This is a genomic window from Anaerolineae bacterium (assembly GCA_013178015.1).
GTDB lineage: Bacteria > Chloroflexota > Anaerolineae > DRVO01 > DRVO01 > Ch71.
The window spans coordinates 123,236-137,411 of record JABLXR010000030.1; the positions used below are offsets into that span (position 1 = coordinate 123,236).

Below are 14,176 nucleotides of genomic sequence, written 5' to 3' on the forward strand. Positions count from 1 at the left end.
GAGGTCTGTCACATGTCACTCGTCACGTATCACGCATCACGTATCACGTATCACGCATCACGCATCACGTATCACGTGTCCGATCGAGGTGACGCTTGGTTGAAGTCTGGGTTGACTGGCTGATGTCGCAGCTCTCGGTGGGAGACTCCCTGAGCCGGACGCTGTTGCTGTACGCCGGCGCCATCGCGGGGCTGGCCACGTTCTGTCTCTTCCTGGCCCTGCGCGACTTCATCGGCGTCTACAGTCAGACGTCGGACCGGCTGGAGGAGATCGTGGCCATGGAGGCGGCCGAGGCGGAGGAAGCTCGCTCGCGCCGCAAGCGTCCTGGGATTCTGAGTCGGCTGGTGATGCGGCTCTCTGTGGCCCCGGCCATCGCCCGAGACCTGGAGCGCGCCAACCTGGCCCTCTCGGTGCCGGAGTACGTACTCATCATGGCCGTGTTGGCGGCGACTGGGTTCGTGTTCGGGTTGCTGCGTGGTTCTGTAGTACTAGGGATTATGCTGGCCGGTGTGGCGATAATGGTATTGCGGCTGTGGGTGAGCCGACGGGCCCGGCTGCGCCGGCTGGCCTTTGCCCGGCAGCTGAACGACATCATCAACCTGGTGGTGGGGTCGTTGCGAGCGGGGTATGGCCCGGTGCAGGCGCTCACCATCGTCACTCGGGAGATGCCCGAGCCGGCCTCCGTCGAGATGGGGCGGATCGTGCGGGAGGTGCAGCTGGGGCTGTCGTTGGCCCGGGCGCTGGACAACTCCGTAGAGCGGCTGGACAACGACGACTGGAGCCTGGTGGTGACCTCGATCAAGATCCAATCCGAGGTGGGTGGGAATCTGGCCGAGATCCTGGACACGGTGGGGCACACCATCCGGGAGCGGGTGCGCATCCTGGGCGAGATCCGGGTGCTGACCACGCAGCAGCGGCTCACGGGTTGGCTGCTCACCATCCTGCCCATCGCCCTGGCGGTGATCCTGTACGTGATCAACCCGGAGTACATGAGCGGGCTGTTCACCCCCGGATTGCCCTTCACGCTGGCGGTCATGGGAGTGTTGGGAATTGTCCTGGGCGGCATCGTCATACGTCGAATTGTGGCCATAGACGTCTAGGCTGTGAGGGAGTAGCGCCTTGCCCGAGGCATTGGTCAGCAACTACGGCACCCTTATGGTGGGCGGCTTGACGCTTCTGAGCGTGCTCGCCATCACCATGTCGCTGCGGCCGCGGCGCAACCCGATCACGGAGCGGCTGTTGTCGCACGCGCAGTTCTCGGAGCTGGCGGAGGAGGAACTGCAGCGGCCCTTCTGGGACCGGGCGGTGCTCCCCTTCCTGCGCAGCTTGCTGGGGCTGCTCGGGCGCCTGTCCCCGCGGGGCAACGTGGAGGCGCAGAGGCGACTCCTGCTGCTGGCTGGCAACCCGGGCAACTTGAGCGTGGTGGACTTCCTGGGGGTGAAGCTGCTGCTGGCGGGGCTGTTCTTCGGCTTGGCGCTTATGTCGGTGGCCAACACTCCCGAGCTCTCGCTGCAGAGTCTCCTCATCCTGGTAGCGGCGCCGGCCTTGGGCTACTACCTGCCCTCGTTCTGGATCAAGCGGCGCATCAAGGCGCGCCAGCACCAGATCGAGCGGGCCCTGCCCGACGTGCTGGACATGCTCACCATCTGCGTGGAATCCGGCCTAGGGCTGGACGCGGCCATGCTGCGGGTGGGGGAGCAGTGGGACAACGTGCTCACTCGGGAGATGGGCCGGGCGGTGCGGGAGATGCGCATGGGCATCAGCCGGGCCGAGGCCCTGCGTCACATGGTGCAGCGGACCGAGGCAGCCGACCTGGGGGCGTTCGTGGCGGTGGTGGTGCAGGCGGAGCAGTTGGGCGTCAGCATCGCTAACGTGCTGCGCACCCAGAGCGACCAGATGCGGGTGATCCGCTGGCAGCGGGCCGAAGAGCGCGCCCGCGGGGCTCCGTTCAAGATGGTCTTCGCCATGGTGTTCCTGATCTTCCCCTCCCTGTTCATAGTGATCCTGGGGCCCTCCATCCCCCGGTTCCAGGAGTTCCTGCAGGGGATGATGCGCTAGAGAGGTGATGATGGTAGATTCGACTAAGCCATGGGGCCGCGACCCCCTGTACTATCAGGGGCTGCAAGCCTCGCAGACGGGGGACTGGCAGAGGGCGGCCCAGGCTTTCAGCCGACTGCTGGAGCAGTATTCGGCCGACGAAGAGGCCAAGGCCGAGTTGCAGCCGCTCCTGGAGGACGCGCGCCTGCGCATGAGCCTGGACCAGCAGTACGCGGCCAAGGTGGCCAAGCCCAGGCGCAAGCCCATACCGGTAGGGAGGTTGCTGGTCTGGTCGGCGATACTGGTACTGGCAGTAGCTCTGGTCTACGTGTTGGTGGCCAGTCGCCAGCCAGCGCCGGTCGAGGGCCAGACCGTGGATGTCGAAGCCACTACGGAAGCCGTGCGCGGCGGGCTGCTGGCTCAGGCCCGGTCGGCCGTGGCGGCCGGCGACTATGCCCAGGCAATCGCCATCCTTCAGGATCTGCTCTCGCGGTTTCCCCTGGACGAGGAGATCAAGGGGCTGCTCCAGTGGGCCAACCAGCGGTGGCAACTGGCTAACCTGTATCAACAGGCGCAGGAGGCGCTGGTAGAGCAGAACTGGGCCGGGGCCGTGGCCCTGCTGGAGGAGATCCAAGCTCAGGACCCGGGCTACCGGGACGTGCCTGGGTTGCTGGAGCAGGCGCGGTTGGGCCAGAGTATGGAAGTAGTGTGGCAGCAGGCCCAGGAGGTCTACGCTCACGGCAACTGGCAGGAAGCGGCCTTCCTCTACGACAGCATCCGGCGTGCCTACCCCAACTACCGTCGCGAAGAGGTGATGACGCGGCTCTACCACTGCTACATGAGCCTGGGGCTGGAGGCGGTCGAGTCGGCTGAAGGCCAGCCGGAGCCGATTTCCAGGGCCGTGGAGTACTTCGCCAAGGCGCTGACGTACCGGCCTGGCGATATGCGGGCGACCACCGAGCGGCGACTGGCGCAGACTTTCCTGCCGGCACAGCAGGCCTTCGCCGCGGAGAAGCTGGACGAGGCCATTCCGGTGCTGCAGACCATCTACGATGCCCGGTTCAATTACATGCGCGGGTCGGTGGCTCAGATGCTCTACGACGCCTATGTGGCCAGGGCCCTGCGGCACGAGTTGAACGGGGACCTCTACCTGGCCCTGCAGGATTACGCCGCTGCTGAGCGGATCACTGGGCCGGACACGTCGGCTGCCGCCCAGAAGAGGCTGGAGCTGGCCATGTTCCTGACGCCGACGCCCGCGCCTCCCACTCCGACGCCGTTCATCTGGAACCCGAACCTGATACCCACTCAACCGCCAGAGCCCACTCCAGTGCCGCTGGCCGAGTACAAGGGGCAGATCGCCTTCTGGACCGATCGGGAAGGGGTGACCCAGATCTTCCTGATGAATCCTGACGGTACGGATCAGCGACCGGCGAACCTGGCCCGGTGGGGTGCCACGGAGTTTGACGACCTGCGCAAGAGGGAGATGGTGTCGCCCGACGGCAAGTGGCAGCTCTACGTGGCTCGGGGCAACAACCGCATAGCGCAGATTTGGGTACAGGAGTTGGTGAACGGATCGGCCACCGGGAACAACAAGCAGCTCACCTCATTGGACAATGTCTGCTACGACCCGGTGTGGAGTCCGGATGGCTGGCACGTGGCCTTCGTGTCTGAGCACACCGGAAGCGACGACATCTGGACCATGACGGCTGACGGACAGAACGTGACCCAGTTGACCAAGAACGACTGGGAGTGGGAGAAGCACCCCTCCTGGTCACCGGACGGGCAGCAGATCGTGTATTGGTCCAACAAGGATACGGGCCACCAGCAGATCTGGATCATGAATGCGGATGGCTCCGATCAGCGCAACCTGAGCAACAACGAGTACAACGACTGGAACCCTATCTGGATCAAGTAGAGCCTGGGCGGGGCGAGTGCGCCCCGGCAGACGCGCTAAGAGAGGAGTGACATGGCTCTATTCCGACGCTCGGCGCCCAAGCCCGAGGAGAGTCCGTCGTTACCAGCGGCGCCATCTGACGCCGAGCGGAGGGTGGCGGACCTGGCGCAGTACAACTACCTGGAGGAACCCTACGTCAGCCTGAAGAACAAGGTGCAACTGCAGCTCATCGCTCAGCAGTCGGCCCGGCGTGGAGGCGGGGACCCTACGGCGCTCAACCCCACCGAGCTCCGGGAAGAGATTCGAGAGCTCTACGAGCAGGCGGTCAGCGAGAGCGGGCTCATCCTCAACCGCTCCCAGAAGGAGCAGCTGCTGGAGCAGATCGTAGCTGAGATCCTCGGCTACGGCCCCATCGACGCCTTCCTCCATGACGACGAAGTGACCGAGATCATGGTGAATGGGGCCCATCAGGTCTACATCGAGCGGCGGGGCAAGCTGAGCGAGACCAACGTCACCTTCCAGGACGACGAGCACGTCATCCGCATCATCCAGCGCATCATCGCGCCTTTGGGCCGGCGCATAGACGAGTCGTCGCCTATGGTGGACGCTCGCCTGCCCGACGGTTCCCGCGTCAACGCCGTGATCCCCCCGCTGGCCATAGACGGCCCCACCATCAACATCCGCCGGTTCGCCCGTATCCCCTACACTACCCAGGACCTGATCCTCTTCGGCACCCTGACCCCGGAACTGGTCCAGTTCCTGGAAGCGTGCGTCAAGGCCCGGCTCAACATAATCATCTCGGGAGGGACAGGCACGGGCAAGACCACCCTGCTGAACGTGGTGAGCGGCTTCCTGCCAGAGAACGAGCGCATCATCACCATTGAGGACGCGGCCGAGCTCCAGTTACGTCAGCGCCACGTGGTCCGGCTGGAGGCGCGCCCGCCCAACATCGAAGGCAAGGGTCAGATTACCATCCGTCAGCTGGTGATCAACGCTTTGCGCATGCGACCCGACCGTATGATCGTGGGCGAGGCCCGCGGCGGGGAGGCGCTGGACATGCTCCAGGCGATGAACACTGGTCACGACGGCTCCATGACCACCATACACTCTAGCAACCCGCGGGATACCCTGCGGCGCATCGAGACCATGGTGCTCATGGCGGGGATGGACCTGCCCTTGCGCGCCATCCGCGAGCAGCTAGCCTCCGCCATAGACCTGATCGTTCACCTGCAACGCATGTCGGACGGCGTCCGCCGGGTGACGCAGGTCAGCGAGGTCCAGGGCATGGAAGGCGACACCATCGTGATGCAGGACATCTTCGTCTGGAAGCAGACCGGGATCGAGAACGGACGGGTGATTGGGCGCCTCGTTCCTACCGGCATCCGGCCTGGGTTCATGGCCAAGCTGGAGATGGCGGGGGTGTCGCTGCCTGCCGAGATATTCGGGTACACCGGTCGGTGAAGCTAGTACGGGTCATCAACGAGAGTCGGGGCGTTGTACTGGCGGAGAAGGCCGGCCTGGCCGACAACGCCTGGACGCGCCTGCGCGGGCTGATCGGCAGACCGCCCCTGGCAGCAGGCGAGGGCCTCATCATCAAGCCCTCCACCGGCATCCATACGTTCTTCATGTCCTATCCCATTGACGCTGTGTACGTCAGCGGGGAGGGTGTGGCCCTACACTGCCTGGAGAACGTGCGTCCCTACCGGTTCGCTCCCATCAGCAGGCAGTGTCGGATGGTGGTGGAGTTGCCGGCGGGAACGGTGAAGCGGACCAGGACGGTGGTCGGGGACAGGATCATGGTCGAGTAGACCGCCAGTGGGCAGGGCCAAGGCCGCGCGCTCGGATGTCGCCAGGCGGGCGACGCCGCCTCGACAGGGCGGTTACGACCAGGCGATGGCGGTGGCTCTCGGCTTCTACCTCTTCGGGCATGTGACCGACCTGGGGGCTACCCTGGCCAGCCTGGAGCTGGGGCTGGCCGTGGGCCAATTGCTGCCCGGGCTGGCTATGCGCCACGGAGGGCTGTGGGCCCTGTTGGCGGTCAAGACACTGGGCGCCGTGGGCACGGCGTGGGCGCTGTGGCAGCTCCGCCGGAGGCTTTTGGCCTTGGCGGTGACCTGCGTCCTGGCGCTGGTGCTGCTCTACGTGGCTTCCATCAACGTGCTCGAGGTGATCGAGGTCGCCGCCGGGCTCGGAGGGTGAGCTGCGGCGTCAGGTACTCAAGAGAGAGCCCAGGAAGAAGGCACCCTTGGCCATGAAATAGACGCCAAAGGTGGGCAGCAGCACGGTGAGAGTGGCGTTCCCGGTGGAGAAGCCAAAGAACACCAGGAACAGCCCCCCGAAGAGGAACACCAGCCGGCTGAGCAAGGGGATGAGGCGCATCCTATGGCTCCGGTGATGATACTGTCTCCTATATCGGCTCGAGGGGGCCGAAGCTTTAGGCCGAGCAGGATCCAGTGTGCCACCACAGGCTGCTCCCCTTGCTGAAGCCCTCAAGCTGGCTGGCTCTCATTCTGACGCTGGCGCTCCTGGCGGGGTGTGGCTTGCCAGTCCCGCCCGACTTTGAACCCACCCGCAGCCGGATCATCACCCCTGACAGGCGGGCCACGTCTACCCCAACCGCGCGGCCGAAGCCCACCGACACCCCGGCTCCGGCCTCCATCCAGCACGTGGTCCAACGAGGGGATACCCTGACGCGCATCTCCCGAATGTACGGGGTGCCGGTGCAGGAGATTCAGCGCGCCAATGGGATCGGCGACCCGAACCTGATTCACATAGGCCAGCGGCTGGTGATCCCGCTCCCCGAGGGACTGCCGCCGGGCACGGCCCTGGCTCTGGCCTATACCCCGACCCCATCGCCCAGCGCCACGGCCACTCAGACTCCCACCTGGACGCCGACGGCGACGGACACTCCCAGCCCCACGCCCTCACCCACTGCCACGGCCTCCGCGACTGCGACTCCCACCGAAACGGCCACCGCCACCGAGACCGCTACCGCCACGGCGACACCGACAGAGACGCCCAGCCCCACCGACACCCCGACGGCAACTGCCGAGGCGACCCCGGGGCCGCCGACTGACACTCCGGCACCCCCGGCGCCGGCGACGTCCACGCCGCTCCCGTCAGCAACTCCCACGGCGACGGCGGAGCCGACGAGGGTCTGTGAGGAGGAGGCAGCTCGGCTGCTCGAGGGGGCTGAGGTGGCATACCTGGCCTCGGGGGCGCGCATCCTGGTGCCCGCAGGGTGGAGGGCCGACGAGGTGACTGGTGTCGCCGGACCGCTGCCGTACCTGTCGGACGAGCGTGCGTCGGCCATGATCTACCTGGTGAGCCGGACGGCCGGCACCGACGTCGGGACGAGCCTGGACCTGCTGCTGACACTGTCGGGGGTAGAGCGGGCGAACCTGATCCTGCGCCGGGTGGAAGGCGATACCGGCGTGGCGGTCTGGGATCAGATGACCGGAGACACTCATCACGTGCTAGTGGGGTACGTGGTGCCCGGTCACACGGGGGTGCTGGCCACGACCAGTGCCTTCTGCCCCAGCGCCTCGGCCTACACCGAGGCGGAGGCAGAGGAGTTCGTCCGACTGCTGACGCGGGTAGTGAACTCGTACGTAGAAGCGAAGTAGCGGCTAGTGAATGGTGAGTAGCTTGACGTGCCATGTTCGCTGGCCGGACGAACTGTCCTGCACCGAACGCGACATCGCCAAGCCACTCACCGTCCTCGCCTCAATCGACTATGCACTCTAGAAGAAGACCTTGGCTACCTCGTACAGGTCTAGGTCCACGGTGCGGTTCGCTCGGAGGGCTTGCTCCAGGGGCACATCCACGATCTGGGAGCACTGGAAGGCGGGCATGTAACCGAACTTGCCTTCCTTGACCATGTCGGCGGCTCGGACTCCTAGTCGCAGGCCCAGCACCCGGTCGAAGGCGGAGGGCGTGCCGCCCCGCTGCAGGTGCCCGAGCTGGACGGCGCGGGTCTCAAAGCCGGTGGCCGCTTCCAACTGCTCGGCCAGAGCCTGACCTACAGCCCTCTTGGCCAGAACCACGTGGCCGAAGGCATCCCGCTCCTCCACTTCCTGCATCCCTTCGATCTCGGCTCCCTCAGCCACCACGATGACGGAGAAGCACTTCCCTAGCTCGTAGCGGCGCTTGAGGTTGGCGACGATGTCGCCCACGTTCACGGGCTGCTCCGGGATGGCGATGTAATCGGCACCGCCGGCCATGCCCCCATAAACGGCTACCCAACCTGCGTGCCGGCCCATCACTTCCACTACCAGGACTCGATGGTGGGAGCAGGCAGTGGTATGAAGCCGGTCTATGGCCTCAGTGACGATCTCGATACTGGTGTCGAACCCGATGCAGAACTCCGTCTCCCCTACATCGTTGTCCATGGTCTTGGGGATTCCCACACAGGGGACATTGTGCTCCCGGTAGAGCTTGAGAGCGACGCCCAGGGTGTCGTCGCCACCGATGGCGACGATGGCATCCAGCCCCAGCTTGGGCACGTTCTCCAAGGCGGCTTTCAGGTCCGCTTCCTTCTTGAACGGGTTGGTGCGGGAGGAACCGAGGATAGTCCCACCGACGTGCAGGATCCCCGAGATCCGGTTCTGGTCCAGGGGGACCACGTCGGCCTCGATGAGGCCGCGCCATCCGTCGAGGATGCCCGTGACCTGGTAGCCATGCTGGAGACAGCGCCGGGCGACGCCTCTGATGGCAGGATTCAGCCCGGGGACGTCGCCCCCTCCGGTCAGTACTCCTACGTTCACTTCCTCACCTCCTCTGGTGACTTCTACCTTGGTTGAGCTCACTCCGCCGCCACGAAGCCCAGGGCGGAATCGGCTCCGGGTGTCGACCTGGGCGAGAGGGGCGTGGCTCTGCCGGACGAACCGAAGAGCCGGATCTTCTCCCGCACTCGCCTTCTCACCTCGTCTCGGGCGGGGCCGATGATCTTCCGCATGTCGTACTCGTCAGCTTGAGCGGCGGACTGGGTACGGACGGTCTCGCTGAAACCGGCAGCGATGTAGGTGCCCACGTTGATCTTGGCTATCCCGCACCTGATTGCTTCCCTGATGCTGTCCTCGGTCACGCCGGAGGAGCCGTGCAGCACGAGAGGAACATCCACCACGGCGGCACAGGCGCGGATGCGATCCAGGTCCAGCTCAGCTTCCTGAGCTCGCATAGCATGTACGGAGCCCACGGCGATGGCCAGGCTGTCGCATCCGGTCTGGCTGACGAACTCATGGGCCAGACTGGGATTGGTCATGTGGCTGGAGACCTGGTCGGCAGTGACTCGGTCGCGTTCCTGGAGCACCTGGCCCAGCTCGGCCTCCACAGGGATGCCGCAGGCGTGGGCAGCGCGGACGATGAGAGCGGTGATGGCCACGTTCTCCTCGTAGGGCAGGGCCGAGCCGTCGAACATGAGCGAGGTGAACCCGGCCTGCAGGCAGCGCACGTTGGTCTCGAAGCCGCTGCCGTGATCGAGGTGCAGAACCACCGGCACCGAGGCCTGGCGAGCCCCAGTCTGTACCGCGTTTGCCAGATAGGCGAGGCCGGCGTAGCGGATGGCCCCCTCGCTGATCTGGACGATGACAGGGGCCTGTTCCTCCTCGGCGGCCTCGATGACGGCCTGGATCATCTCCAGGTTGTTGGCGTTGAAGGCGCCCACGGCGTAGCCCTCGCGTTGCGCCTGCCGAAGCAGCTCCTTGCTGGTGACCAGTGCCATTCCCGCTCCCCCCGTGGCATAGACGAGGGGCCCGTTCTTCCCTCCCTTGGGCCCCGCGCCCGTACGATACCAGCAGGCTGAAGCGCAGGCAACAACGCTGCAGGCATCCCCAGAGGGGCAGGCTGCGCCGCTGGCGTAAGCCGCGCGAACTAACGGAAGCGGCACGCGGAGAAGCTAGGCGGCCGTGTTCGATCGTGGCTGATCTGGTTCATGCAGCCGGCTTCGTCAGCGGGCGCGGAGAGCCCGCCGAACGCCGGCCAGGCTGAGCGACTGGCCGGACAGGAGGGTCTGGGCCTGGAACAGCCGGGCCACTCCCTGAACCGCCAGGTAGGCGGTGGCGAGCAGCAGCACGACAGCTAGCGCCAGCTGCCAGGCCGGAGGTGATACCCGCACCAACCGAGCTATCATGGCCACCGGCGCCGTGAAGGGCACCAGGCTCAGGACGACGGCAAGCGCTCCGTTGGGCTGATTCACGATGCTGTTGATGAACCAGAGCGGGAGGATCATGGGCAGGTACACCAGGAAGGTGGCCTGGCTGGCATCTTTGAGGCTGGGAGCGAGGGCACCCAGCCCGGCTATCAGGGAGGCGTAGACCAGATAGCCCAGGATGAAAAGCACAAGCCCCCAGGCCAGGGTGTCCAGCCCGAGCTCGAAGCCCTCGGGGATACTGAGACCTCGCCCCCCGAGGGTAAGGAGGAGACTAGCGGTCGCCAACCAGATGACCAGCTGGAGCAGGCCGGCGGCCCCGAGCCCCAACGTCTTCCCGGCCAGCATCTGTACCGGGGACACGCTCGAGAGCATTACCTCCATCATGCGCGTGTCCTTCTCGTTTGCCACGCTCTGCAGCAGCCAGCCCGAGGAGAAGGTTAGCGACATGAACAGGAGCATGATCATGCCGTAAGGCAGCCAGTACGAGACGACGTCGGAGGAGCCCTCGTCCTGCTTTGCTTCCAGGGCGACCTCCTGCAAACGCACCGGTTCCCACAGCAGCGAGGTGAGCGCGAGGTCGTCCGTCAGGTTGGAGAGGAGCACGAAGCGGAAAGGTGCTGCCCGACCCTCGGCTGCCAGAGGGTTGAAATCGCGGCTATAGAACGCCACTTGACCGCTGGTGATGAAGTCCTGTGGCACCACGAAGAAGCCCGATATCCGCCCAGCGGCCTCGGCTCGCCTGGCTTCTTCGAGCGAGGGGAAGGCCACGTACGAGCCTGCTAGTGGATCAGGGATGGCCTTCACTATCCCGGCCAGGTCCACGTATCCCTGGGGCGCGGAGGGAGCCTCCGGGAGGGCCAGCCTGACTATGTCCTCCTGGCTGGGAGCGGTGAGGTTGAGGAAGGTGACAACCAGGCCAGCCAGCAGGGGGAGACCTACCACCAGGACCATGAAGGAACGCCGTCTGACGACGGTGATGAACTCATGCCGTAGAATGGTCAGGATGGCACTCATGCTGTCTGCCCTCTGATAGCCCGGCGCACCTCATCCCAGCTCAGGCGCTGGCCGTACCGAAGCATGCCGGCCCGGAAGACTCGCGCCGCCAGGAAGACGGACCCGACGGCCGAAGCCAGCAGCAAGCCCAGGCTCAGCAGTAGCTGCCAAACAGGGATGCTGGTGAAGGCCCAGCGGATGCTAAGGGTGAGGGGAGCCGTGAGGGGGAACATGGTCAGAGCCACGGAGGCCAGACCGTTAGGGTTGCTTATGATAAGAGGGGTGAACCAGGCAGGCACGAATGTGGGTAGGGTTACCAACACCGACAACTGCGAGCCCTCGCGCGTCTCGCTAGCGATGGAGCCGATGGCGGCAAGCAGGCTGGCTATCAGGACGTAGGCAGGCAGGAAGGTGGCGGCGATCAGGACGACGTAAGACCAGTCCAGCCTGAAGGCGCTCAGTTCCTCGAAATGCTGCCTGGCCACCACGAGGCCGACCGCCACTACGACAGCCCAGGCGAGCATCTGGGTCAGCCCGATGGCGAAGATGGCGGCGATCTTCCCGGCCATGATCTCGTTGGGGGAGATGGAGGTGACGATGATCTCCATCGTCCGCGTCTCCTTCTCGTCTACGACTGCGGACAGTGCATTCCCTGAGCTGCTGATGACGATCATGAAGAACAGAATGGCCGCCAGGAAGGGGATGACTACGTTGGGCCAGCTACTCTCACTGAACTCGCGTCGCCCGTCCAGCGAGCGCACGACTAGGTCCACTCCCTTAGAGGCACGCTCGCGCTGCCCCTCCGGCAGTGGCTGGGCCAGGTTCCACCGCAGCCAGGCGCGGAATCCGTCTCTGGCCTGCCGGGGAAGGTCGCCCGGGCTGTACGAGGTCACCTCTCTGGTGGTGCTATAGTTGGGAGCGATGACGAAGGCGGCATCCAGCACGCCATCATCAACGGCGCGCCGGGCTGCTTCCGCGTCGTGATAGAGGACGAACTCAGGAGCCCCTGCCTCAGGGAGGGGCTGAGGATCGCTCAGCACGCCGGCTAGGTCAACTACCCCCAACGGTTTGCCCACCGACTCCGCCGATGCACTAAGGAACCCGGCGATGGCTATGGCAACTACCACTAGGAGAGGCACCAGCAGCGACCCAAGCACGAAACCGCGCTGCCGCATGCGGCGGCCGTACTCGGAGAAAGCCACCACCCTGACCATGTCCGGTCTCACGGGGTCATCTCTCCCACATCGCGGGACAGCTCGGGCACGGGGCCGCCGGCACCGGTAACCACGCTGATGAAGATGTCGTCCAATGAGGGTGCAGCGACCTCGAAGCTCCTGACCTTCAGGTGAGGCCGCCTGCATAGGGCGTTCAGCACCTCCTGAGGGCTGGTCGTCTCCTCCAGAGTGAGGTGGTAGGCGCCGTTCTCAGAGGTGATCGCCACCACTCCTGGGATGGAGTCCAGGGTGCCCTCGACCCGGACCCGGACGGAGTTGCCGGCGTAGTGCTCCCGTATCTCTGCCAGGTTGCCATAGAGCACGCCCTCGCCCCGGTTCACCAGCAGGATGCGGTCGCACAGGGCCTCCACCTGGTGCATCTGGTGGGTGGACATAATGATGGCCCGACCTGCCGCCCGCTGCTCCTCCATCACCTCCTTGACCCGGCGGGTGTTCACGGGGTCAAGGCCGGAGAACGGTTCATCCAGGATGAGCAGTTCTGGCTCGTGGGCAAGGGTGGCGATCAGCTGGGCCTTCTGCTGCATGCCTCGGCTCAGCTCCTTGACCTTCTTGCCGGACCAGTCCGCTAGGTCCAGCTCTTCCAGATAGCGGCGCACGTTGCGGTCGGCGTCGGCACGAGACACGCCCTTCAGTCGCGCCAGGTAGACCAGGCACTCCAAGAGCGACAGCTCCCGGTACAGGCCCCGCTCCTCGGGCAAGTATCCGATGTGCCGTTTCTTCTCCTCGCTCATGGGTCCGCCCAGAACCGAGATGGTGCCGGAGTCGGGACGGAAGATGTTCAGCATCATCCGGATGGTAGTGGTCTTGCCGGCGCCATTCGGGCCCAGGAGGCCGAAGATCTCGCCCGAGTGAACCTCAAACGACACGTCCTTCACCGCCTGGACTGGCCCGAAGCGCTTGCTTACGTGGGTAACCTGGACCGGAATCACGGAATGCAGCCTCCCGCCGACGGGCTTAAGCCATGCGGGTCTCACGGCGGGGGCATTCTACCACGGTCGGGGCACCGGGAACAGGCGCGTCACCTCGACCCCAGGAGACGGCGCTCCGCGGCAGGGGAGAGCGGCGGTGTGAAGCGCGAGGTCCCGCCGGGAGCGGCTCTGGCGGGCCCTCCGGCGGACCAGCGAAGCCCAACCCTGGCTGACTCTCCGGAACGGGTACTCGGTGGCTCCTCCGCCGATGACGATCACCGGTTATCCGCCGTTGTTTTCCGCCAGCTTCAGGCTCAGGCCGAGGCGGTGGTTATGGAGCAGTAGGAGTCCGCCTCTCCCTCATCGTCCACGTGGGAGCGTGGGCACGCCCGCGCTGGGCGTGACGATCAGGCAGGCGCGCATGTGCAGGACTTTGGGCCACAAGCTGCCCACGGGGGCGAGGGATGTCGGAGGCAACTCCCATTCAGCGGGCAGCGGAAGATCGCGGCCCGCGATGGAGTCTGGCGGGTAAGAGAATGGTTGGGGATGCGGCAAGGGAGATCGCCTACAGGGCCCTTCGGCAGTCTTCCAGCAGGGCCGCAACAGAACGAAGGGGGCACAGCCATCTACTGCGTCTTACTAGGCCGCTCGTCGCCCGGCGCCACGAATGGCTTCAGGTCGAGGAGCGGCGAGCCGTCCAGGGCATCCAGACCGATGACGTGCAGGACGTTCCCCTCTCTCCGTAGCAGGCGGGGAAAGCTGACCCCCAGGTGGTTGGGACGCAGGGGGGAGCAGAGGCTGAACACGCCGCGAAGAGGGCGGCTCTCGTCCCCGCGCGGGTGTTGCCGCAGGGAGTAGCCCTGAGCGCGGTGGAAGTGGAAGACGACGGTCAGGTGCTGGTCGGTCTCTAGACCCTCGAGCCCCTCTGCATACTCCGGGTAGATCACCAGCCTGGAAT

Annotated in this window: 15 protein-coding genes; 8 read left to right on the plus strand and 7 right to left on the minus strand. The window is 65.4% G+C overall.

The features are described 5' to 3' along the window. The first annotated feature begins 95 nt into the window (after positions 1-95). Genes HPY83_12670 through HPY83_12695 form a run of 6 tightly spaced genes read left to right on the plus strand, consistent with a single transcriptional unit; the run spans position 96 to position 6,130 of the window. On the plus strand, positions 96-1,100 hold the full coding sequence (locus tag HPY83_12670; GenBank protein ID NPV08799.1) for a secretion system protein: 1,005 nt from the start codon (positions 96-98) through the stop codon (positions 1,098-1,100). Positions 1,101-1,155: 55 nt separating this feature from the next. Then, a complete protein-coding gene (locus tag HPY83_12675) occupies positions 1,156-2,058 on the plus strand; it encodes a type II secretion system F family protein (protein NPV08800.1) in 903 nt (300 codons plus the stop codon). A 10-nt stretch (positions 2,059-2,068) separates the two neighbouring features. Beyond that, the gene (locus HPY83_12680; protein NPV08801.1) at positions 2,069-3,952 is read left to right on the plus strand and encodes a tetratricopeptide repeat protein; all 1,884 of its coding nucleotides are present in this window, start codon (positions 2,069-2,071) and stop codon (positions 3,950-3,952) included. Positions 3,953-4,003: 51 nt separating this feature from the next. Next, a complete protein-coding gene (locus HPY83_12685; GenBank protein ID NPV08802.1) occupies positions 4,004-5,392 on the plus strand; it encodes a CpaF family protein in 1,389 nt (462 codons plus the stop codon). Beyond that, positions 5,389-5,739: a DUF192 domain-containing protein gene (locus HPY83_12690; GenBank protein ID NPV08803.1), complete on the plus strand. Its 351-nt coding sequence runs from the start codon at positions 5,389-5,391 to the stop codon at positions 5,737-5,739. The genes HPY83_12685 and HPY83_12690 overlap by 4 nt, the downstream gene beginning before the upstream one ends. Before the next feature lie 7 nt (positions 5,740-5,746). After that, the gene (locus HPY83_12695) at positions 5,747-6,130 is read left to right on the plus strand and encodes a hypothetical protein (GenBank protein ID NPV08804.1); all 384 of its coding nucleotides are present in this window, start codon (positions 5,747-5,749) and stop codon (positions 6,128-6,130) included. Positions 6,131-6,139: 9 nt separating this feature from the next. Here the strand turns inward: HPY83_12695 and HPY83_12700 are convergent, their stop codons facing one another. After that, a complete protein-coding gene (locus HPY83_12700) occupies positions 6,140-6,310 on the minus strand; it encodes a hypothetical protein (GenBank protein ID NPV08805.1) in 171 nt (56 codons plus the stop codon). Between the two features lie 74 nt (positions 6,311-6,384). On the opposite strand from HPY83_12700, the gene HPY83_12705 reads away from it, so the two are divergent. Beyond that, complete coding sequence (locus HPY83_12705; GenBank protein NPV08806.1) at positions 6,385-7,557, plus strand: LysM peptidoglycan-binding domain-containing protein; 1,173 nt, start codon at positions 6,385-6,387, stop codon at positions 7,555-7,557. A 117-nt stretch (positions 7,558-7,674) separates the two neighbouring features. Here HPY83_12705 and HPY83_12710 read toward each other — a convergent pair whose 3' ends face one another. The 5 genes from HPY83_12710 to HPY83_12730 form a co-directional block, all read right to left on the minus strand. After that, positions 7,675-8,697, minus strand: a complete 1,023-nt coding sequence (locus HPY83_12710; protein NPV08807.1) for a 6-phosphofructokinase — start codon at positions 8,695-8,697, stop codon at positions 7,675-7,677. Between the two features lie 38 nt (positions 8,698-8,735). Beyond that, positions 8,736-9,653 (minus strand): class II fructose-bisphosphate aldolase, encoded by a 918-nt coding sequence (locus HPY83_12715; protein NPV08808.1) that lies wholly within the window; start codon positions 9,651-9,653, stop codon positions 8,736-8,738. A gap of 225 nt (positions 9,654-9,878) precedes the next feature. After that, positions 9,879-11,096 carry an ABC transporter permease gene (locus HPY83_12720; protein NPV08809.1) on the minus strand — a complete coding sequence of 406 codons (1,218 nt, stop codon included), beginning with the start codon at positions 11,094-11,096 and terminating at the stop codon, positions 9,879-9,881. Beyond that, complete coding sequence (locus tag HPY83_12725) at positions 11,093-12,301, minus strand: ABC transporter permease (protein NPV08810.1); 1,209 nt, start codon at positions 12,299-12,301, stop codon at positions 11,093-11,095. Before HPY83_12725 ends, HPY83_12720 begins: the two co-directional genes overlap by 4 nt. Further along, positions 12,298-13,239 (minus strand): ATP-binding cassette domain-containing protein, encoded by a 942-nt coding sequence (locus HPY83_12730; protein ID NPV08811.1) that lies wholly within the window; start codon positions 13,237-13,239, stop codon positions 12,298-12,300. Before HPY83_12730 ends, HPY83_12725 begins: the two co-directional genes overlap by 4 nt. Before the next feature lie 138 nt (positions 13,240-13,377). On the opposite strand from HPY83_12730, the gene HPY83_12735 reads away from it, so the two are divergent. Beyond that, positions 13,378-13,563 (plus strand): hypothetical protein, encoded by a 186-nt coding sequence (locus tag HPY83_12735; protein ID NPV08812.1) that lies wholly within the window; start codon positions 13,378-13,380, stop codon positions 13,561-13,563. Between the two features lie 281 nt (positions 13,564-13,844). Here HPY83_12735 and HPY83_12740 read toward each other — a convergent pair. Further along, positions 13,845-14,176 (minus strand): SAM-dependent methyltransferase (locus HPY83_12740; GenBank protein NPV08813.1); only part of this gene is annotated, 332 nt, incomplete at its 5' end.